Origin of the sequence: Actinoalloteichus fjordicus (assembly GCF_001941625.1) — a bacterium.
GTDB lineage: Bacteria > Actinomycetota > Actinomycetes > Mycobacteriales > Pseudonocardiaceae > Actinoalloteichus_A > Actinoalloteichus_A fjordicus.
The window spans coordinates 2935476-2955735 of sequence record NZ_CP016076.1; the positions used below are offsets into that span (position 1 = coordinate 2935476).

A 20260-nucleotide genomic window follows, 5' to 3' on the forward strand; every position below is an offset into this window, starting at 1 on the left:
GGCAGACTGCACCACTGTGACGACCACTGCGCACCCCACCACGCTCCTGTTGAGGGGCGGTCGGATCCACTCGCCCGCCAGCCAGGACGCCACCGCGATGGCGATCATCGACGGCGTCGTCGTCTGGATCGGCCAGGACGCGGCGGGCGACGCCCTCTTCGGCGGGCAGGCCACGACGGTCGATCTGGACGATGCGTTCGTCGCGCCTGCCTTCGTCGATGCCCACGTCCACGCGACCTCGGCGGGCCTGCTGCTGGAAGGGCTCGACCTCACCGGCTGTCCGACGCTCGCCGACTGTCTTCGGCGCCTGGCCGAGCACGCCGCCGCCCACCCCGCCGGAGTCCTGTGGGGCCACGGCTGGGATGAGAGTCGCTGGCCGGAGCACCGTCCGCCGACCAGAGCCGAGATCGACGCGGCAGTCGGCGCGAAGCCGGTGTACCTGTCCCGGATCGACGTCCACTCCGCGCTGGTCTCCAGCGCGCTGCTCGCCATGGTGCCCGAGGCGCGGTCGGCGGCGGGATTCCACGAGGACGGGCCGTTGGCCAGGGACGCTCATCATCTGGTTCGTGGGGTGGCCCGCGACGGCATCGACGGCGCGCAGCGTCGGGCCGCGCAGCTCGGCTTCCTGCGTCACGCCGCCGCGCAGGGCATCGCCGCCGTGCACGAGTGCGCGGGACCGGACATCTCCGACCCTCAGGACCTCCACGACCTGTTCGTCCTGGCGGGCACCGAAGACCTTCCCGAGGTCACCGGGTACTGGGGCGAACTCGGCGCGGTGGGCGTCGCCCGCCGCCTGCGGGTGGCGGGGCTGGCGGGCGACCTGTTCGCCGACGGCGCCCTCGGCTCCCGCACCGCCGCGCTGCGCGCGCCCTACACCGACGCTCCCGACACCAGCGGCGCCCGCTACCTGGAGCCGCCCCAGATCGCCGAACACCTGGTGGAGTGCACCCGCCACGGTCTCCAGGCGGGCTTCCACGTGATCGGCGACGACGCCACCGCGGCGATCATCGAGGGCTTCCGCCTTGCCGAGGCCGCCGTGGGGCTGCGGGCCCTCACCGTACGACGGCACCGCCTGGAGCACCTGGAGATGGTCGACGCCGAACAGGCCGCCGAGCTGGCCCGCTGGGGGATCACCGCCTCCGTGCAGCCGATGTTCGACGCGTTGTGGGGCGGCGAGAGCGGCATGTACGCCGAGCGGCTGGGCGTCTCGCGGGCGGCCGGGCTCAATCCCTTCTCGACGCTGGCCTCGGCAGGCGTCTCGTTGGCGTTCGGCTCGGACGCGCCGGTCACCTCGGTCGGGCCCTGGGCCGCCGTGCGGGCCGCCGTCCACCACCGCACCCCCGGCGCAGGCATCTCACCGCGAGCCGCGTTCACCGCGCATACCAGGGGCGGCTGGCGGGCGGCCGGTGCCGCCGAGGAGCTGACCGGGACGCTGGTGCCCGGCGCCTCGGCCACCTATGCGATCTGGACGGCGGGGGAGCTGGTCACGCCCGTCTCCGACAGCCGGATCGCCCGTTGGTCGACCGATCCCCGCTCCAGGGTCCCGCGACTGCCCTCGGTGGAGCCGGGCGCCGACCTGCCCGTCTGCCGCGCCACGGTGCTGCGGGGCCGAGTGATCCACGACGCGGAGGGCCTGCTGCCCGTCAGCTGATTCCACCGTGCCCGCACGAGGACGCCTGCTCACCACGTAGGGTGCATGACCGTGACGGAACAACCGGACCGCAACCCGGAGGTCCGCGCCTCCGATGCCGAGCGCAACGAGATCGCGTCCCTGCTGAACCAGGCCGTCGGTGAGGGGCGGTTGAGTCTCGACGAGTTCACTCATCGCGTCGGGCTCGCCTACGAGGCGACGACTCGCAGCGAGCTGGACATGCTGGTGACCGACCTGCCGGTGTCTCGCACCGCACCGGAGGCACCGCCCCTGGCGGTGCGCTCCGACGGTGACGACGAGGCGGGCGGCAAGCGCAAGTGGAACCTCGCCGTGCTCGGCGGCAGCGATCTCAAGGGGCGCTGGCGGGTCCGGCGTCGGATGGGCTTCTTCGGCCTCCTCGGCGGCAGCGACATCAACCTCTGTGACGCCGAGCTGGACGCACCCGAGGTCGAACTCACGCTGGTCAGCATCCTCGGCGGGCACACCGTGATCGTTCCGCGCGGTGTCCGGGTGGAGAAGTCCGGCGGATTCGATCTCATGGGCGGCGACGAGGTCAAGATCGATGAGACCGCGGTCCTGCCCAATTCGCCGGTGATCCGCATCCGCTCGTACTCGGTGCTCGGCGGCTCGGACATCAAGAATCCCAAGAAGAAGCGCAAGCGCAAGCGGGATCGCGAGCTGGAGGACTGAACTCGGCGGTCGCCGAGGCGGTGCGTCCGACGGACTCGGTCCCGCCCGAGGTCGCGCCGTCGGTGCCACGCCGCGACGCCCGCGCAGGCCGGTTCGTGACACCTTCGTGGCGGGTCGGGCGGTCCTGCCGGGCGGGCCCTGTCTCGCTGATCGGAGCGGGTCCGCTCCGCGTCGCTCCGGGCGGCGGCGGGTTCGTCGACGGCCCACTCCATCATCCCCCCGGTGGGAGCGTGCTGGGCAGCCCGTCCGGCTCAGCTCGCCGGTGGTCCACGCCGTCGCCTCCCGGCACCGAGTCCGCGCTCTGTCGTCGGGTGTCGGCCGCCGCGACGCACGTCGTGACCACTGCGCCGAAGCGTCCAGTCACTGGGAGTCGTTGACACCCGGCCGTGGGCTTGATGCGATCATGCTGTGGTTCCCACCGTGCTCACGCGACGTCGTCACGTGGACTACGCCCGCGTGTCCACTCAGGCCTGTTCGAGGGGTCCGCTCGGCGAGACCAGTCCTGCTCAGGCCCTCGGTGAGGAACTCCATGGCGCAGCCGACCCAGACATCACCGCTCACCACGACACCCGCGGCCGAACCCGCTGACGAGCCGATCAGCGAGACGGCCGTCATCGTCACCATGAACGCCGAGACGGACGACCCGACCGGTCTGGCAGGCAGGCTGATCGAGATCATCGGCACCGTCCTCCAACCGCACTCGGTGACCGTGACGGTGCGGGGAACCACGTTGCGAGCCGCCGCGCCCCGGCTGCTCCCCTCGGTCGAGACGCCGCCGCGCAGGCGGATCGTCTCGTTGACGCGGCCCGTGCCGACCGTGCTGATCGACGTGCCCTCCCGCAGCGTCTCCTGCCGAGGCACGGTGGTGGAGCTGACGCGGCTGGAGTTCGACCTCCTGCTCTTCCTCTGCGAGCACCGCGACCGAGTACATCGACGGAACTCGCTCATCACCCGGCTCTGGGGCGCGGCGCAGGAGCCGCCCGGCGCCCGGACGGTGGACGTGCACGTCCGGCGCATCCGGGCCAAGCTCGGCGACGACGTCGAGGTGATCAGCACCGTCCGGGGTGTCGGCTACCGGATCGACGACGCCGCAGGCGTGGTCGTGCGGCGTGGACAGCTCTGATCAGTCGGTGCCTGCGGCCTTCGACCGGCGCGGTCGGCCGTCGGTGTGACGGCGCCGGTGCGAAGACCCCGGCGCCCAGTGCTCGGGACGCCGCCGTCGACGATGGACCGTCCTCGAGGGACCGTCCGCACCGCCGCCTGCTCAGCCGTCCGTCGAACACCTGCCCGCCATGACACGCGGCCTGCACGTCCGGGCCCGCCGCCTCGGCAGGCCCGGACGAGCCGGGCGTCAGGCGACGGTGCAGCCCCCGTTGTTGAGGGTGAACGCGGCGGGGACGCTGTTGGTGCCGGTCCAACTGCCGAGGAAGCCGAAGGATACCGACCCGCCGACCGGGATGGCGGCCGTGTAGTCGACATTGCGCACGGTGACCGTGTTCCCGGTCTGGGTCGCGGTCCCGCCCCAGACGTTGGACACGGTCTGCCCGTCGGGATAACTCCAGCCGAGGGTCCAGCCGTTGATCGGACTCGTCCCGGTGTTGCGGATCACCACGTCGGCCTGGAAGCCGCCGCCCCACTGACCGGAGACGCGGTAGGACACCGCGCAGGAGCCTGCCGCCTGCCCCGGCTCGGTGGTGACGGTCGTGGTGGCGGACCGGGCCGATCGGTTGCCCGCCGCGTCACGCGCGTACACCGCGAAGCTGTAGGCGGTGTCGGGATGCAGTCCGGCCACGGTCGCCGAGTTCGTGGGACTCGTGACGGCGGCGGTCTCCTGACCGCCTGCCACGCGCACCACCTGATAGCCGGTGACGCCGACGTCGTCGGTGGACGCCGTCCAGTTCAGCGTGACGCTGGTCGCGGACACCGCCGAGGCGCTCGGCGTTCCCGGCGTCGTCGGCGCCGTCGTGTCCGATCCGCCGTTGCCGAACACCGAGGCCTCGCGGGAGGTCTGCGCGATGCCGTCGGCGCCGTGGAAGATCCGCTCGCCCCAGGACGTCAGACTGTCGCCGTCGAAGTTCTGGACCATGTCCAGGTACTCGACGGGGCTGCCGTTGCCGCTCCACGACCAGCCGATGTAGCCGAGGTCGAGCTCCTCGGTGGTCGCCATGATGGTGTCCTCGTCGGGATCACCGTCGGAGTGATTGTGGCCGAACTCGCCGACCATGATCGGCAGTCCCTGATCGACGAAGTGCCGGAGGTAGTCCTGGATCTCGGCGGCGGTGTCGTAGACGCCGTACATGTGGATGGAGAACACCGTGTTGGCGTGCGGGTCGGAGGCGAACACGCCGGGCGCCTGACTGCGCATGGTGCCCGACCAGTCCTGGCCCCAGTTGGGACCGTCCACGATGAAGGTGTGGTCGAAGCCTGCGTCGCGCAGTCGGTTGATCGCGGCGGAGGTGTCGGCTCCCCAACCGGCGTAGTCGGTGTTGCCGTACGGCTCGTTGCCGATGTTGACCAGCACGTAGTCCTCTTCGCCGATCACGGCGTCCTGGATGCGCAGCCAGTAGTCCACGGCCCGGTCCAGGCTGACGGCGGCGGCCTGCTCGCCGTAGCCGGTGGTGTCGTGCACCTCCAGCATGCAGATCAGCCGATTCGCCTTGCACTGGTCGACCACGTTCGCGACGTCTGCGGCGCTGTTCTCGGTCCACTGGTCGCCGCTGCTGAGCACGATGCGCACGGTGTTGGCGCCCAGGGACTTGATGTCGGCGAGGGACTGGGTCGTCTGCGAGGTGAACCAGGTGTGCGGATGGCTGACGCCGCGGATGACGAACTCCTGGCCGTTGGCGTCGTAGAGCCTGCCGCCGTCCACCTGGAAGCCCGCCTCGGCATGGGCGGTGGGGATCGCGACGAACATCGACAACAGGAGGGCGAACACGGCGGCGCCGATGGATGCGACTCGTCTTCTCATGACCTACCTCAGGGAACAAGCCCGCAACGGGGCATGGGCGAGCGGGCCCGCAGCGCGGCCCGACGACAGGTTCCCGGCTTCCTGTGGCAGCACCCTCGAGCGTAGTCGACGGTGATCGGCGACACAATGGACCGTATCCCGGCCGGTGGCCGACTCCTGCGACGCGATGCCGCCCGGACCGAGTCGGCTCGGTGCTCGCGGAGCCCCGGGTGGTGCGTGACCGCCCTGGTCGCCCGCCGACGACGCTGTCGCGGAGACGGGGCGCCCAGCTGATCGCCGCCCCCCGGATCAGCCCGGCGAGACGTCGGGGCAGTCGGCCGGGAACGCGAGTCGGCGTCGGGGAGTCCGCCCACGGAGTCGAACGCGGTCCAAGGCGGTGCGAAGCCGCCGGTCCGTCAGGCCGTCCCGGTGTCGTGCGACTCGTCCATGGCCCGGATCAGCTCGTCACGAGCACGGGCCACTCGGGAGCGCACGGTGCCGATCGCGCAGCCGCAGACCAGCGCGGCCTCCTCATAGGAGAGACCGAGCAGCTGGGTCAGCACCAGCACCTCCCGTCGCTCCGGCGCGAGGCTCGCCAGCAGCAGATCGAGGTCGACGGCCTCCTCGAAGCCGCTGGGAGCGGAGCGCCCGCGAAGCTGTCGGTCGTCGGAGAGCTGGGTGAGATCGATGCCGAGCACCTGTCGGGGCCTGCGCCCGGCCTTGCGGAACTGGTCGACCACGACACGGCGGGCGATGGACAGCAGCCAGACCCGCGCCGAGGAGCGACCCTCGAAGTCGGGCAGGCTGCGCAGCACCCGCAGGTAGGTCTCCTGCGTCAGGTCGTCGGCCGCCGCCGTGCCTGCGAGGTGGGCGGTGAACCGCCAGACGTCGTGCTGAGTGGCCCGGATGAATCGTTCCAGCGCGTGACGATCGCCGGCACTCGCCGCGAGTGCCGACTCGGTGGTCTCGACGTCGACGTCGGCCGGCCAGGTCACAGATCGGAAGATTAGCGCAGTCGTCATACTGACCCGGTCCGCCGAATGGAGGACAATTGCACTCGTGGAGTGCGACACCTGCCGTGAAGCCTTGTCCGCCCGACTCGATTCCGAGGCCGAACCCGTGCGGGCGGACGAGACCGACGAGCACCTGCGAACCTGTGTGGAGTGTCGGTCCTGGCAGCAGCGGGCGACGCTTCTCACCAGGTCCATGCGGGTCAGAGCCGCGGTGGCGCCTCCCGATCTCACCGACGCGATCCTCGCCGCGCGCGGGCGTGGTCGTGGTGAGAAGGCGGTGCGGGCCGCGCTGGCGTCGGTGGGCGTCGCCCAGCTCGCGCTCGGTGCGGCGCAGCTGCTGGGAGTCGACCACGGGATGACCCACGACGGTGCGGCGGCGACGCATCTGTTTAACGAGAGCACCGCGTGGAGCCTCGCGATGGGACTGGGACTGCTCTGGGCGGCGCTGCGCAGCGGCCACTCCCGGGGAATGCTGCCGCTGGTGGGCGGGTTCGTCCTGGTGCTCTCGGTGTTCAGCGTGCAGGACCTGATCGCGGGGGAGGTGACCGTGTCCAGGGTGCTCTCCCACGGCCTGCTGGTCATCGGGCTCGGGCTCCTGACCGTGGTGCACCGGCAGGAGTCCCGGCACAGCCCGGAGCCGGGCAGACCCGGCATCCGCGAACCACGGCAGGCCGCCGCGCCGCTGCCTGCCGAGATCCGACTCCAGGCACCGGATCTGCCCCGGTCGGGACGTCGTCGCCTGCGCTCGATCACCGGCCGTCGCGCGGCGTGACCAGGCCGCGCCCGCCTCGTCGAGGACGGTTCGCGGCCGACGGCGGCTCGCATCGGACCCGCCGGAGCGTCTGCTCGCGCCGTGGTCCGGCCGGCCCGAGCAATGCACCCATCGCCTCGATTCGCACCTGCGGCGGTGGTGCGGCGTGCGCGGCAGCACGGCGTCCCACTGATCGGTCGGGTGTCCTCGAACCGGGACGACCACCGCCAACGGGGGGAAGCCCGGCCCGATCTCTGTCACCGAGCGTCGACGGCGCCGGTCCTCATTGCATCGACCGGGTCCACTTCTGCCTGAGCTGATCTGGCGAGCCTTCTCCGCCGGTTGCCGTCGCGGCAGACTTGGCGAGGCTCGGCGCACGGCGGCGGCGGAGCCGTCCAGACGGCGAGGGAAAGAAGGCCGGAACGAATGCAGTATCGATCGTTGGGGCGACGTGGACTCGAGGTGTCGGCCGTCGGGTTCGGTGCGATGACGCTCTCGCCGGGCATCTACGCGGGGGTGACCGAGGCCGATGCGGCCGCAGCCCTCGTCGCGGCGCTGGACGCGGGCGTCACCTTCATCGACACCGCCGACATCTACGGGGCAGGCCATAGCGAGACGTTGATCGGCCGGGTCCTCGGCGGTCGACGTGATCACGTCGTGCTCGCCTCGAAGTTCGGCGGCGACACCGACGCCGAGGGCAGGCTCCTGCCGGGCATGGGTCGGGCCTCCTACCTGCGCAAGGCACTCGACGCGAGCCTCACCAGGCTCAACACCGATCACCTTGATCTGTACTACCTGCATCGCCTCGACGTCACCACACCCGTCGAGGAGACGGTGGGCGCTCTCGGCGAACTCGTCGAGGAGGGCAAGATCAACCACATCGGACTCTCGGAGGTGTCGGCGAGCACGATTCGGCGCGCGGACGCCGTTCATCCGATCACCGCGATCCAGACCGAGTACTCGCTCTTCAGCCGGGGGCCGGAGGACGGCGTGCTGCCCGCCTGTCGGGAGCTCGGCATCGGCTTCGTCGCCTACAGCCCGCTGGGCAGGGGACTTCTCGGCGGCGGCGTCCGTGCGGCAGGAGATCTCGCCGAGAACGACTGGCGACGGACCAATCCCCGTTTTCAGGGGCCGAACCTCGAACACAACGTGTCGGTGGCCGACGCGGTGGAGACTGTGGCGGCGGAGCTGGAGGTCACCGGGGCTCAGCTCGCGCTTGCGTGGCTGATCCAACGCGGCGTCGTGCCGATCCCCGGGACTCGGCGAGCCTCGAACGTCCTGGCCAATGCCGCCGCAGCCGACCTTGCGCTTGATCCGGCCGTGTTCGATCGGTTGGAGAGCCTGGTTCCGCGCGACGCCGTGGCGGGCGGCCAGGCCGACGACTCCTACCTGGCGGCGATCGATGTGACGTGAGCAGCGGCCTCGACGACGCCGCCGGCTCCGCCGCCGTTCGCTCGGGACAGCCGACGGGAGGTGCGGCGGGCCCCGACCGGGCCCCGCCGCGCCCTGCGGGGTCAGAACGGCGGCGGGTCCGATACCGGACCGGGCTGGAATCGCGGCGCCGGTCGGTCGGCGCCGCTGTCGTCGGGCCTGCGGGGCGGGGTGGGCGCTCCGCCGTCGTCGACAGGCCCGGTGGACATCGCCTCGCTCGCGTACGGGGTCGCCGCCGAATCGAGGCGGCGATCCGGTTCACCGAGGAGATCGCCCGCCGCTCGCAAGGAGACCAGCACCTGTCTGCCGTGGACGTCCGTACCGGACACCCCGCCCCCGGGTGAGGACGAGTACGTGGCCGCCGCGCTCGCCCTGCCGCAGCAGGAACGAGCGCGGTGCATAGGTGCGTGGTGGCGCGTGATCCAGCATCGCGTGCAGTCCGCGCCGGGGCGAGCCGGGGTCCGTGATCATCAGGGACCTGAGTACCGGCCCGGCAGAGTCGGCAGGCGGGTTTCCACGATTTTTCCCCCGATCAGCGGAATCCGAGGATTCCGACGCGGGCAGGGTGTTCGGCGGCTCGTTCTCAGCGGCGTCCTGAGGAGCCTTGCGGACGGGGGGCAGGGCGTCGGGTCGACGCGGTGCGGCCCCGGTCCGGTCCGATCGCCGCATGCAGACGGACTGCCGGGCCCCGGCTCCGACCGATACAGGCCGGACGCCGCGATGCCTGCTGTGCCGTCGCTTGTGATGATGACCGCCATGCGAGCCCGAACGGCAGGACGCGGACAGGACCACTCTCGGGCAGGGTGCCGAGGCTGCTTCGGGATCGGTCGATGACCGGGACCGGCCGCCGCCCCGCACTGGACGCCGTGATCGTCGGAGCCGGGCCGAACGGGCTGGCCGCCGCCGTGATCCTGGCGCGGGCCGGTCTTCGGGTGGAGGTGCACGAGGCCGCCGCGACGCCGGGCGGCGGGGCTCGGACCGAGGAGTTGACACTGCCGGGGCACCGCCATGACGTGTGCTCGGCGGTGCACCCGATGGGACTGGCGTCCCCGTTCTTCCGGGCCTTCGACCTCGCCGCGCACGGCGTCCGGATGTTGCAGCCCGAGGTCGCCTACGCGCATCCGCTGGACGGCGGGCGGGCCGGACTGGCCTGGCGGGACCTCGACCGGACGGCCGACGGGCTGGGCGTCGACGGCCGGGCCTGGCGACGTCTGCTGGCACCGCTCGTCCGGGCGTGGCCGGGTGTCGTCGGGGTCGCGATGTCGGACCTGCGCTCGCCGCCGCCCGACCCGATCACGGCGTTCGCGTTGGCCCGCCGGATGGTGGAGCAGGGCTCGCCGTTGTGGAATCTGCGCTTTCGGGGCGAGACGGCGCCTGCGATGTTGACCGGGGTCGGCGCGCACGCGATCGCCCCGCCGCGAGGACTCGCCCCGGCGGGAGCGGGGCTGTTGTTGGCGACGCTGGCGCACGCCGTGGGCTGGCCGATCCCCGAGGGCGGCAGCGGATCGGTGATCGCCGCGCTCGTCCGCGACCTGATCGCCCACGGCGGCCGGGTGATCACCGGCAGCCGGATCGACCGCCTCGATCAGCTTCCGCCCGCGAACGCCGTCCTGCTGGACCTCGCCCCGGCGGGCCTGCTCCGGCTTGCCGAGGCCGAACTGCCGTCCTCCTATGTCCGGAGCCTCCGGCGCTTCCGGTACGGCGGGGCGGCCTGCAAGGTCGACTTCGTGCTGACCGGACCGGTGCCCTGGTCGGCACCGGGCTGCGCGCTGGCCGGCACCCTGCATCTGATCGGGACGCGCGCCGAGGCCGTCGCCGCCGAGCGGGCCGTGGCGCGGGGCGTGCACCCGGACCGGCCCTATGTGCTGGCCGCCCAGCCGGGCGTGGTCGACTCCTCGCGGGCCCCTGCGGGCCGCCACACCCTGTGGACCTACGCCCACGTCCCCAACGGGTCCGGTGTGGACGTGAGCGCGGCGGTGATCGCCCAGATCGAACGGTTCGCGCCGGGATTCCGCGATCTCGTGGCGGCCACCAGCGTGCGCACGGCACTCGACCTCGAACGCTACGACGCCAACGACGTCGGCGGCGACATCGCCGCAGGCGCCCTCACGCTGTGGCAGACCGTGGCGCGGCCGGTGCCGCGACGCGACCCGTACGCCACGCCGCTGGACGGGGTCTACCTGTGTTCGGCCTCGACTCCGCCCGGTCCCGGCGTGCACGGCATGGCAGGCCTGCACGCCGCCCGTCGCGTGCTGCGCGCCCGATTCGGTATTCGCACCGATCCGCTGCGGCTCCTGCGGCTGCCGTGACTGCGGGTCGCCGCGCGCTGCTCCTTGCCGAGCTGACGCGCCGGGCTCGCCTGCCGCCGAAAAGCGGTCCGGGCAAGGGCGTGTGGTGGGGGGTCCGGCGGCGGCGCGCGGTACGGCGTCGGCGGGCGGGGCTCCTGCTGCGTCGGAGGATTCTCGACTCCGGCGAGAGTCTGGCCAGACCGGAGAATCGTGCCGGAGTGATCTGGATCACGTGGTAATCCAGTGCTCTGGACGGTGATGAATCCCCAGATCAGGAAGTATCGGCCCCGCGCATGCGGGGATGGCTCGCCGAGTCGGAGCTGCGACCAGTCACCCCCGATATCGGCCTCGCGCCTGCGGGGACGGCTCGATGTCCCGGATCGCGCCCGCCTCACCATCCATCGACCCCGCTCACGCCGGGACGGCTCCGGTTGGGCCGACGCCACCGCCGAGTGCCTATCCGCTCCCGCCCCGGACGCCGAACCTGCAGCACGCCGTCATCGGCTCGCCGACCGGTCTTGCGCCGTTCGGTGGGCGAACGCCCCCCGACGGGCCGCTATCGGTGCGGTCCCCGCCGCCGTACGGTCGAGACGGCGGCAGGAGCATCTCGCCCGGGTGCTTCCCTCGGCAGGCGATCGAGCCGCGACTCGGTCGTCCGGCGGCGTCCGGCGATCCCGCCCCGCACGCCGAGACGCGCCGCCCGTGGGTCGCCGTCGACGACATCGGGAGACGAGCGATGCGCGGAAAGGCTGTGCACAGTGTCGTGTTCGGCATGGTGATGACGATCTTGACGGCCATGCTGGTCGCGGTGACCGGAGGGCAGGCGGCCGCCGCCCAGGACCCGGTGCGGATCATGCCGCTGGGCGACTCGATCACCGGCTCGCCGGGGTGTTGGCGGGCGATGTTGTGGAACGACCTCCAGGATTCCGGCCACACCGACATCGACTTCGTGGGCACCCGAGGCCCGCAGGGCTGCGGCGTGGACCACGACGGCGACAACGAGGGACACGGCGGCTTCCTCGCCACCGGCATCGCCGACCAGAACCTGCTGCCCGGCTGGCTGTCCGCGACCAGCCCGGACGTCGTGCTGATGCACCTGGGGACCAACGACGCCTGGAACGGGCGGCCGACCGAGACGATCCTGTCGGCGTTCACCACGCTGGTGACGCAGATGCGGGCCGACAACCCCGACATGCACGTCCTCGTCGCGCAGATCATCCCGATGACGCCGAGCAACTGCGGCGAGTGCGCCCAGCGGGTCGTCGAGTTGAACGCGGCGATCCCGGCGTGGGCGGCGGAGCTGACCACGGCGCAGTCTGCGGTGCTCGTCGTCGATCAGTGGACCGGATTCGACACGGCGGTGGACACTTACGACGGGGTGCACCCCGTCGAGTCCGGTGACCGCAAGATCGCGCAACGCTGGCATCCGGTGCTCTCGGGCGTGCTCGACTCGCTGTCCTGACCAGGGCCGCCCGGCTCGGAGACCCGGCCGACGTCGGGGTGTCTCGACGTCGGGCCGGCGCCTCCCGCCTGCCCCGCCGCGTCCCCGCCCTGCCGTTGCGATGGGTGCGCCGGGCCGATTCGTCCTCTCGGGACGGATCGGCCGCCCGTGTGGCGGCCTTCGACCACGGTGCCTCGGCGATCGGCGCCTCGGAGAGCAATGCCACCGGAGCCGGCTCTCGATGACACGAGAGCCGGAACTCGCGATCTCTCCCCGGACCTCGCCGTCGTGGACGGTCACCCGGCGTCGTCGGGCACGGCCGTCGCGGCAGGCCGGGTGGGGAAAGGACCCACGACGAAGGTCATGGAGACGACGTTGACCAGTCCGACGACGACGTGCTCGCTCGTGAGCGAAGAGGAATCATGGTCGGGTATGCGCCTTCCTGACCGGGAACCAACGGGGGCGCTCACCGTAGGAGCCTGCCGTTGAGCGTCAAGGTCAAGAAGGCGATCGGTCGACCAGCCGGATCGCTCGATGCTCGCGTCGTTCCGGGCCTCGACGGGCTGTCTCGAACAGCGGCTCACCCGGCCCGCGTCGGTCAGCGCCGCCGGGTGGCCGTGACCCGCAGCCTGCCGAGCGTCCTGCCCAGTCCGCCCGCCGCCAGCGGCGGGGTGGCCATGCCCGCACCCTCTCGCAGGCCGTGCAGACCCTCGGTGAGGGTGTCGCGGGCGCTGTGCACGGGCGACCAGCCCAGCTCGACCCGGGCCCGCGTGGTGTCCAGCAGGGGCATCCGCAGCAGCGCGTCGAACAGATCGGGCGAGGCCCCCACGAGCCGCAGGCGCCAGGCCGCCGCCAGTGCGGCGCGCAGCGGGCCCGACGGCAGGCGCGAGACCCGGGTCTGGAGGCAGTCGGCGAGCAGGGCGGCATCCACCGGGGGTTCCGCCGCCAGGTTGTAGGAGCCTGCCGCGCTGCTCAGTGCCGCCAGCCGGAACGCCTCCGCCACGTCTTGGGCGTGCAGCACCTGGAAGCGCAGCCCCGGCAGGTCGGGCACGAACGGCACTCCGCCGGGCCGCAGCAGCGCGGCGGGCAGCAGCGGCCCGGCGAACAGCCGGTGCTGGGCGCGCGCCGCCTGCCGTTGCAGGATGATGCCGGGCCGCAGCCGCACCACCCGCAGGTCGGGACGACTGTCCTCGACGGCGTCCAGGACCCGCTCCAGATAGGCCTTCTCCCGCGAGTACGCGGCGCCCGGCCAGCCGTGCGTCGGCCAGCTCTCGTCGATGCCCCGATCCTTCGGGCCGGGGGAGTAGGCGCCGACGGACGAGGCGTACACCAGCGCGGGCACCCCGGCGTAGGTGACGGCGTCGAACACCCGGATGCCGCCGAGGACGTTGGTCCGCCAGGTGACGGCGGGAGCGTGGGTCGGCTGGAACCGCCAGGCGAGGTGGATGACGACGTCGGCGCCATGGAAGACCTCGGTCAGGTCGTCCTCGGTGATGTCGGCCGTCCGCCAGGTCGTCTTCGGCGGCTGCCAGGTCGGCCTGCGCCGGGCGACGCCGATGACGGCGCCCACCCGTGGGTCGGCGACCAGGCTGCGCACGACGCTCGTCCCCACATTGCCGGTGGCCCCCACGACGACCACTCGACTGCCCGCCGTGGTCACGACCCGCCGGGCCGGGTTGCCCGCTCGTGACGCCCGCCCGCCGTCGCGTCGTCGTCGGCCGCGTCGTCGGACGGGGTGCGCGGTCGAGGGCCGGGCCGTTCGCCGACCGCCTCCGCCGGCCGATCGGACCAGCGGAACACGCCTGCGCCCTGTGCATAGGTCAGATGACCGCCGATCGCGCCCGCCGCGCCGACCGCCGCCAGGCCGAGCACGGCCCAGCCGCGCCCCGCCGTGTCGCCGCTGCGGTGTCGGGACAGCCACGACAGCAGGTAGCAGACCGAGGAGGTCGCGTTGGCCATCGCGTGGACGAGGCCGACCCGGCGTTGCCGCAGGTCCAGATCGCTCCATTCGGCGAGCCCGGTGATCACCGCACCGGGCGTCGAGAGCAGCCCGAGGGAGATCAGGTGCCGGGCGGTCTCGCGCCGTCCGAGCAGGTCGCACACGGCGGCCGCGCTGTAGCAGCCGATGGGCAGCGTGACCAGCGCCGGGTGGATCGCGTGCCCCGCCCACTCACCACGCAGCGCCTTGTCCAGGGCGGGGCGGTCCCGCAGGAACGGACGGACCCGTGCGCGCAGGCGTTCGGCCGCCCCGTCGACGGACTGTCGCGACTCGAGGGACTTCAACCATCGCTGTACTGCGTTCATGTGCGGCGGGTACCCCCGGCCTTCGCCGGGAAACAGCCGTCGCCCCTCGACGGGACGGCGTCGACTCCGACCGGACGCCCGTTCGGGTCCTGTCGAGGCGCGTCGCCGGGAGAACCCGCCGGGACGATCGCCGATCACCGCCCAGGACGTCGCGAGAGTCACGCTGCGTGATCGTTCCCTCGGTGGCTAGCCGCCGTCGTCAGGCGACCGCGCTGCTCACAGCCTGCGCAGGCCGGTGAGTACCCGTTGCAGGAAGTCGCCGTTCATGACGAGGCGCCGCGGGTCGATCGGCTGGTGCACCTGCACCCCGCCCGACTCGGCGAGATCGGCGATCAGCACCCTGGTCACCCCGATCGGGAGCGCGAGCAGCGCGGAGACCTCCGCCAGCGAGCGCGGCTCGACGCAGATCTCGGTGATCCGTCGAAGCTCGGGGCGGGCCGCCGTCGTGATCGACACCGGTCCCGTCGACGAGGAGATCAGCGTCTCCATCGCGAGGTCGACGGCGACCGAGGTGCGGCCCCCCGTCCTGGCGTACGGGCGGACCAGCGAGCCGGTGAAAGAGGCCTCCAGCCAGGTCCCCGGCTCGCCCACGCTCGGCGGCCAGATCGGGTCCTCCTCGAACTCCTCGCCGACCTCGTCCAGCGGGTCGTTCCATGGCACCGGTCGGGACGACCTGGTCTGATCGAAGTCGATGTGCACGGCGTTCTCCGCCTGCACCGTCTCCGCAGGGGAGGTGTCGTCATCCCGATCGCGTCGCCGCCGCGCGGCCCCGCCGAATCGGGCGCCGGTACTGCCGACCGAAGCGCGACTCGTGCCGGTCACCGAGTCCGAGGTCGACGCCGTGGCTCCCTCGTTCGGTTTCGGTGTGTCGTGGCGAGCGCGTCGCCGGGTGGACGGGCCGAATCGCGCTCCGGTGAGTCCGACCACCGAGTCGTCCGCCTCGTCTGAGTGGTGCTGATCCGATGTCATCGACAAGCCCGCTTCTCGCCGTCTCCCCGACCGGTTCTCCCCGTGCGGCACCGGCCCCCGTGTTCGAGACGGTCTGCTGATCGACGGTGATCACTCGATCGTCCCGGTGCGAAACACTGTAGGGCGGATGTCGAGAGAGTCGTTTCCGATGTATTTCCACTGGATTCTATCGGAATGAACACCGGGCGGCGCTGGTGCTTTCGGGGAGCGAATTCAGTAGTTCGCGCTTCGCATTGTCAAGAATGGTCCGGTTGATTGCACATATTGGTCCGAGAGGAGTATCAAGCCGGGCGGGCTCGGCGCTCGTCACATTGGGTACTCAGCTCCGCCGGGCCGACGACGGCAGCGGCGTGTCCCAGGCGGCTCGCCGGGCGGCTCGGCGCAGCACCGCCAGAACCGCAGGACCCACCAGCAGGATCGCCACCAGGTTGGTGATCGCCCGTCCGGTGTCCCAGCCCAGTGTGGAGGTGGTCAGAGTGAAGAGCACGAAGCGGTGCAGGTTCTCGGTGATCGGATCGCCCGGCACGAAGGAGAGCTGGGTGTCGGTTCCCGCGAGCAGCGGCCAGGACCACATGTTCATCAGGAAGCCGAAGACATAGGCGGCGAGGACTCCGTAGCAGGCGAGCATCGCGATCTCGGCCCGGCCCCGAGGCCGGGCGGGCAGGAGCCCGGCGCCCAGTCCCAGCAAGGAGGAGGAGAGCATCTGAAACGGCAGCCACGGGCCGACGCCCGCGGTGAGCAGGGCCGAGGCGAACAGCGACGTCGATCCGAGCAGGAAGCCGAAACCGGGGCCGAAGACGCGGCCCGCCAGCACCAGCAGGAAGAACACCGTCTCGATGCCCGCCGTGCCCGCGCCGAGTGGGCGCAGCCCCGCGTTGACCGCCGACAGCACGCCGAGCAGCGCCAGCGACTTGGCGTCCATGCCGGAGTCCGACATCTCGGCGAGCACGATCGCCAGCAGCAACGGCAGCAGCACCACGAAGACCAGCGGAGCATTGGCCGCGCGAGCCGTCGGATCGGGGGACTCCGAGGCGAACAGCGGCCAGAGGAACATCGCCAGCCCCGCCGCCGAGGCCAGCGTGAGCACCACCGCGCGGCGCGGCGTCACGTGCACGACCCGCACCCGGCTTCGGGGCGTCTCGGTCGTGCCCTCCGCCGCCGGGATGCCTGCGCCCTCGGTCATCGCGGCACCGCCGCATCGGCCAGCGCCTGCCGTACCTGATCCACCGTCAGCCAGGACTGCGGGGCCAGCACCTTCGCCACCTGCGGCGCGAACGACGGCGAGGAGACCACGACGTCCGTGGTGGTGCCGTCGGCGACGACCTCGCCGATCGCGAGCACCACCACCCGGTCGGCGACGGTCGCGACGAACTCCACGTCGTGCGTGGCGATCACCACCGAACGGCCCTGCGCGGCCAGATCCGCGACGAGGGCGCCGAATGCCCGCTTCGCACGGTAGTCCAGGCCCCGGGTCGGCTCATCGAGGAGCACGACCGGCGGCGCGGCGACGAGCTGAATCGCCAGAACCAGCGCCAGTCGCTGCCCCTCGGACAGATCACGCGGATGACCGTGCGGGTCGACCTCGTCGATCAACCGCCCCAGCAGCGTCACGCAGGTTCCCGGCGGCGCCGCCGACTCCCGATCGGCCTGCGCGCACTCCTGGGCGACCGTCTCCAGATACAGCAGGTCGGCCGCCGTCTGCGGCACCAGGCCGACGAGAGCCCTGGCCCGATGCGCGGGCTCGGCCGCCGGATCGAGTCCGCCGGTGAGCACAGTGCCGCCCGCGCGGCGGCCCGAACCCTGCAGAGCCCACAGCAGTGAGGACTTGCCGGAGCCGTTTCGGCCCATCAGCGCGGTGACCTGACCGCCGTGCAGGTCGAGGTTCACCGCCCGGACCGCCACGACGTCGCCGTGCCGCACCACCACGTCGTGTGCCGACAGCAGCGGCGACTCCGTCGCCGCCCTCTCCGGCGCGGGCGGGGCGTGGTCGGTCAGCCGGGCGCGCAGCTCAGGCGCCCGTCTGCGGGCGTCGCGCACCGACAACGGCAGCGGCGTCCAGCCCGCCAGCCTGCCCAGCTCCACCACCGGCGGCGCCAGCGTCGCGTCCGCCAGCACCTCGGCGGGCCGCCCGTCGACCACGCCGCCGTCGCCGGGCAGGTAGACCATGCGGTCGGCGTACTGCACGACCCGTTCCAGCCGGTGCTCGGCGATCACCACCGTGACCCCGAGATCGTGCACGAGCCGGGTGACCGAGGCCAGCACCTCTTCGGCGGCCGTCGGGTCCAGCGCCGAGGTCGGCTCGTCGAGCACCAGCACCCGAGGATGCACGGTGAGCACCGAGCCGATCGCCACCCGCTGCTGCTGCCCACCAGACAGGGAACGCAGCGACCGGTCCCGCAGCTCCGCGATTCCGAGCAGGTCCAGCGTCTCCTCGACGCGCTTGCGCATCACCTCGGCGGGAATCGCGAGCTGCTCCATGCCGTAGGCCAGCTCCTCCTCCACCGTGTCGGTGACGAAACCTGCCAGCGGGTCCTGGCCGACGACTCCGACCAGGTCGGCGAGTTCACGGGGTGGATTCGTCCTCGTGTCCCGTCCCGCCACCGTGACTCGGCCGCGCAGCGTCCCGCCGGTGAAGTGCGGCACCCGGCCGTTGATCGCACCGAGCAGCGTCGACTTGCCCGAGCCGGTGTGACCGACCACGAGGCACAGCTCGCCCTCCTCGATCTCCAGGTCGACACCGGACAGGACGGGGGCGGACTCGCCATAGTGGACCGCCACCTCCTCGAAGCGGATCATGAGCGGACCTCCGGCGGCGGGGCGAACCACGCGGGGGCGACTCCCGCGAGGATGCCGAGCACCGGCGGCAGCGTCACCGTCGGCCAGCTCAGCGGGCTGAGTGAGGGATAGAGGTTCGCCGGGTCGACCCCGGCGGTCACGGTGAGCACGAGGGCGGCGGTCAGGCCCGACAGCACCACGAGCGTCTCCGGCAGGCGCCACCGGTCGGGCCGGTAGACGCTGCGGCGGATTCGCCTGCCTGCGACGAGGAAGCCCGCACCGGCGACGAGCAGGCCCGCGACCGCCATCGGCAGCCCGAAGGCGTGCCGGGTGCCGTCCAACAGCCCGTACACGCCGACACACACGCCGAGCAGGCCCGCGATCACCAGCACCCCGGTCAGCAGACGAGTCCGCCTCGGCGTGTCGCCGAACCGGCCGTACCCTCGGGAGTCCATCGCCGAGGCCAGGGCGAGCGACCGGTCCATGGCATCGGCCAGTACCGGGACCACGATGCCGCGCAACGCCCGGAGCCCGCGTTGTCTGCCGCCGCGCAGCCGCCGGGCCCGGCGGACCCGCAGGACGCTCTCCATGAGCTGCGGCGCCACGGAGAGGGCCACCACCACGGCCGTGCTGATCTGGTAGAGCGCCGCAGGCACCGCCTTGAGCATCCGGCGCGGATCGGCCAGCGAGTTCGCCGCGCCGAGACAGATCAGCATCGTCGCCAGGCGCAGCCCGTCGTAGAGCCCGCCGAGCAGCTCCTCGGCGCTCACCGGGCCGAGCAGCCGGATGCCCGCCGCCGCCTCCGGGAGCGTGATCTCCGGCAGCACGAACAGGATGTGCTCGCCCGCACCGCCCCCGAAGATCATCCGCCACAACACGCGCATGACGACGATGAACACCCCGAGGTACACGTACATCCGGAACGTGGCGGCCCACGGCGCCCGGCCGCGACGCCGGACCACGACGTACCCCGCCACCACCAGGATCAGCGACAACAGCAGCGGATTGGTCGTGCGGCCCGCTGCGGCCGCCAGGGCCAGTGCCCATAACCACCAGGCACCGGGATGCAGGGCTCTCGGGAGCCGCGTCGAGGCCCGGAGCACCGATGCGGTCACGCCGCCCACGTCCCGGAGGCACGGGGCTCGCAGGGCCGCTCGGCAGGAGGGCTGTCATGCCGGTCTCGGGGCCGCCGACGGGCCTGCGCGGCGCGGAGCGAGGGCGTCTCGACCACGATCCGGTGTCCGGCGGCGGTCTGCGGCCTGCGCAGCGTGGTACCCGACATGCCTCGATGCCTTCCCCGAGCGGGTCGAGAGAGGCATCCGACCAAGAGCAGGCGCCGCCGACGTCGGCGTGCGTGCTCGAATCGGACTCCACCTGCGGACCACGACAGTGTGAACGAGCCCTCGTCCCCGGACGGGCATTCCGGCTCGTCGTGCCTCGGCACGAACCACGGCTGCGGGTCAGCGCCGGACTTCGACCGGCTTCCCCCGCCGGGGACGTCTGAAGTTGTCACGACCGGTCAGCGGTCGTCGAGAGACTACCGAGGAGATTAACTCACTCGAGTGGTCCTGGGTCGGCGCACGCGGCAGACCGTTCAGCCGTGCCGGCTCGAGCCACCAAGTCGTTCCTCCGCCCTGCGCCGGGCCCGAGACACCCGGCTCGATGTGCTCGACTCGGCGCGGTCGGCGGATCGGCGCAGGCGGCGGTACGCAGTCGAACCCGGTGACGCACGGCGAAGGGCGCCGCATCGAGCGCTCGTCGCCGATGGGCAGGACGCGGTCGACCCTCGGCCCGCCGGATGCATCGTCGGAGACGGGACTGCTGTGCCGAGTGGTCCGCCACCCACGGAGATCATTACGATGAGTAGTCGACGTCCGTCACTAAGGGTGGTAGATCCGCGAAGTTCAGGTGACAGGGCTCGTGATGTCGCGACGGCAGCCACGAGATCGACCGGCGGTGTGCCAGCTACCGCAGGCCCGTGTCCAGGACGAAAGACGAGG

General features: G+C 72.1%; 17 protein-coding genes and 1 riboswitch. Of the genes, 7 read left to right on the top strand and 10 right to left on the bottom strand.

Features of this window, described 5'->3' with window-relative positions; all coding sequences use genetic code 11:
* The first annotated feature begins 16 nt into the window (after window positions 1-16).
* The 3 genes from UA74_RS13100 to UA74_RS13110 all read left to right on the top strand — a co-directional run bounded on the left by UA74_RS13100 (window position 17) and on the right by UA74_RS13110 (window position 3464).
* Complete coding sequence (locus UA74_RS13100) at window positions 17-1651, top strand: amidohydrolase (RefSeq protein ID WP_075740485.1); 1635 nt, start codon at window positions 17-19, stop codon at window positions 1649-1651.
* A gap of 51 nt (window positions 1652-1702) precedes the next feature.
* Complete coding sequence (locus tag UA74_RS13105) at window positions 1703-2341, top strand: DUF1707 SHOCT-like domain-containing protein (protein ID WP_404799974.1); 639 nt, start codon at window positions 1703-1705, stop codon at window positions 2339-2341.
* A 529-nt stretch (window positions 2342-2870) separates the two neighbouring features.
* Window positions 2871-3464, top strand: coding sequence for a winged helix-turn-helix domain-containing protein (locus UA74_RS13110; protein ID WP_083683172.1), 594 nt, complete (start codon window positions 2871-2873; stop codon window positions 3462-3464).
* A gap of 228 nt (window positions 3465-3692) precedes the next feature.
* On the opposite strand, the gene UA74_RS13115 is transcribed toward UA74_RS13110, so the two are convergent.
* Together UA74_RS13115 and UA74_RS13120 are read right to left on the bottom strand one after the other, a co-directional pair.
* The gene (locus tag UA74_RS13115; protein ID WP_075740487.1) at window positions 3693-5309 is read right to left on the bottom strand and encodes a cellulase family glycosylhydrolase; all 1617 of its coding nucleotides are present in this window, start codon (window positions 5307-5309) and stop codon (window positions 3693-3695) included.
* Between the two features lie 395 nt (window positions 5310-5704).
* On the bottom strand, window positions 5705-6310 hold the full coding sequence (locus tag UA74_RS13120) for a sigma-70 family RNA polymerase sigma factor (protein ID WP_075764434.1): 606 nt from the start codon (window positions 6308-6310) through the stop codon (window positions 5705-5707).
* A 37-nt stretch (window positions 6311-6347) separates the two neighbouring features.
* Between UA74_RS13120 and UA74_RS31770 the strand changes: the two genes are divergently transcribed.
* Together UA74_RS31770 and UA74_RS13130 are read left to right on the top strand one after the other, a co-directional pair.
* A complete protein-coding gene (locus UA74_RS31770; protein WP_257787507.1) occupies window positions 6348-7073 on the top strand; it encodes a zf-HC2 domain-containing protein in 726 nt (241 codons plus the stop codon).
* A 405-nt stretch (window positions 7074-7478) separates the two neighbouring features.
* Window positions 7479-8465, top strand: a complete 987-nt coding sequence (locus UA74_RS13130) for an aldo/keto reductase (protein WP_075740489.1) — start codon at window positions 7479-7481, stop codon at window positions 8463-8465.
* 101 nt (window positions 8466-8566) lie between these two features.
* On the opposite strand, the gene UA74_RS13135 is transcribed toward UA74_RS13130, so the two are convergent.
* Entirely contained in the window at window positions 8567-8812 is a 246-nt protein-coding gene (locus UA74_RS13135) for a hypothetical protein (RefSeq protein WP_075740490.1), read from the bottom strand.
* 501 nt (window positions 8813-9313) lie between these two features.
* On the opposite strand from UA74_RS13135, the gene UA74_RS13140 reads away from it, so the two are divergent.
* On the top strand, window positions 9314-10792 hold the full coding sequence (locus UA74_RS13140; protein ID WP_075743763.1) for a phytoene desaturase family protein: 1479 nt from the start codon (window positions 9314-9316) through the stop codon (window positions 10790-10792).
* A 715-nt stretch (window positions 10793-11507) separates the two neighbouring features.
* Window positions 11508-12233, top strand: coding sequence for an SGNH/GDSL hydrolase family protein (locus tag UA74_RS13145; protein WP_083684034.1), 726 nt, complete (start codon window positions 11508-11510; stop codon window positions 12231-12233).
* A 275-nt stretch (window positions 12234-12508) separates the two neighbouring features.
* On the opposite strand, the gene UA74_RS31775 is transcribed toward UA74_RS13145, so the two are convergent.
* The 7 genes from UA74_RS31775 to UA74_RS13175 all read right to left on the bottom strand — a co-directional run bounded on the left by UA74_RS31775 (window position 12509) and on the right by UA74_RS13175 (window position 19375).
* Window positions 12509-12682 carry a hypothetical protein gene (locus tag UA74_RS31775; protein WP_157434155.1) on the bottom strand — a complete coding sequence of 58 codons (174 nt, stop codon included), beginning with the start codon at window positions 12680-12682 and terminating at the stop codon, window positions 12509-12511.
* Between the two features lie 128 nt (window positions 12683-12810).
* A complete protein-coding gene (locus UA74_RS13150) occupies window positions 12811-13842 on the bottom strand; it encodes an NAD-dependent epimerase/dehydratase family protein (RefSeq protein ID WP_232237740.1) in 1032 nt (343 codons plus the stop codon).
* A gap of 26 nt (window positions 13843-13868) precedes the next feature.
* Window positions 13869-14516: a DUF2231 domain-containing protein gene (locus UA74_RS13155; protein WP_198043009.1), complete on the bottom strand. Its 648-nt coding sequence runs from the start codon at window positions 14514-14516 to the stop codon at window positions 13869-13871.
* Between the two features lie 216 nt (window positions 14517-14732).
* Window positions 14733-15485 carry a DUF742 domain-containing protein gene (locus UA74_RS13160; protein WP_075740493.1) on the bottom strand — a complete coding sequence of 251 codons (753 nt, stop codon included), beginning with the start codon at window positions 15483-15485 and terminating at the stop codon, window positions 14733-14735.
* Window positions 15486-15804: 319 nt separating this feature from the next.
* Window positions 15805-16668 (bottom strand): ECF transporter S component, encoded by an 864-nt coding sequence (locus tag UA74_RS13165; protein WP_083683173.1) that lies wholly within the window; start codon window positions 16666-16668, stop codon window positions 15805-15807.
* Window positions 16665-18281 carry an ABC transporter ATP-binding protein gene (locus tag UA74_RS13170; protein ID WP_075740494.1) on the bottom strand — a complete coding sequence of 539 codons (1617 nt, stop codon included), beginning with the start codon at window positions 18279-18281 and terminating at the stop codon, window positions 16665-16667. Before UA74_RS13170 ends, UA74_RS13165 begins: the two co-directional genes overlap by 4 nt.
* On the bottom strand, window positions 18278-19375 hold the full coding sequence (locus tag UA74_RS13175) for a CbiQ family ECF transporter T component (protein WP_232237741.1): 1098 nt from the start codon (window positions 19373-19375) through the stop codon (window positions 18278-18280). The genes UA74_RS13170 and UA74_RS13175 overlap by 4 nt, the downstream gene beginning before the upstream one ends.
* 280 nt (window positions 19376-19655) lie before the next feature.
* Window positions 19656-19799, bottom strand: a riboswitch (cobalamin riboswitch).
* Window positions 19800-20260 lie beyond the last annotated feature (461 nt).

Bases quoted from the DNA above. Each gene is read 5' to 3' on its own strand.
- UA74_RS13165 (WP_083683173.1), bottom strand. From the start codon at position 16,668: ATGACCGAGGGCGCAGGCATCCCGGCGGCGGAGGGCACGACCGAGACG.
- UA74_RS13170 (WP_075740494.1), bottom strand. From the start codon at position 18,281: ATGATCCGCTTCGAGGAGGTGGCGGTCCACTATGGCGAGTCCGCCCCC.
- UA74_RS13130 (WP_075740489.1), top strand. From the start codon at position 7,479: ATGCAGTATCGATCGTTGGGGCGACGTGGACTCGAGGTGTCGGCCGTC.
- UA74_RS13155 (WP_198043009.1), bottom strand. From the start codon at position 14,516: ATGAACGCAGTACAGCGATGGTTGAAGTCCCTCGAGTCGCGACAGTCC.
- UA74_RS13115 (WP_075740487.1), bottom strand. From the start codon at position 5,309: ATGAGAAGACGAGTCGCATCCATCGGCGCCGCCGTGTTCGCCCTCCTG.
- UA74_RS13110 (WP_083683172.1), top strand. From the start codon at position 2,871: ATGGCGCAGCCGACCCAGACATCACCGCTCACCACGACACCCGCGGCC.
- UA74_RS13145 (WP_083684034.1), top strand. From the start codon at position 11,508: ATGCGCGGAAAGGCTGTGCACAGTGTCGTGTTCGGCATGGTGATGACG.
- UA74_RS13140 (WP_075743763.1), top strand. From the start codon at position 9,314: ATGACCGGGACCGGCCGCCGCCCCGCACTGGACGCCGTGATCGTCGGA.
- UA74_RS13120 (WP_075764434.1), bottom strand. From the start codon at position 6,310: ATGACGACTGCGCTAATCTTCCGATCTGTGACCTGGCCGGCCGACGTC.
- UA74_RS13160 (WP_075740493.1), bottom strand. From the start codon at position 15,485: ATGACATCGGATCAGCACCACTCAGACGAGGCGGACGACTCGGTGGTC.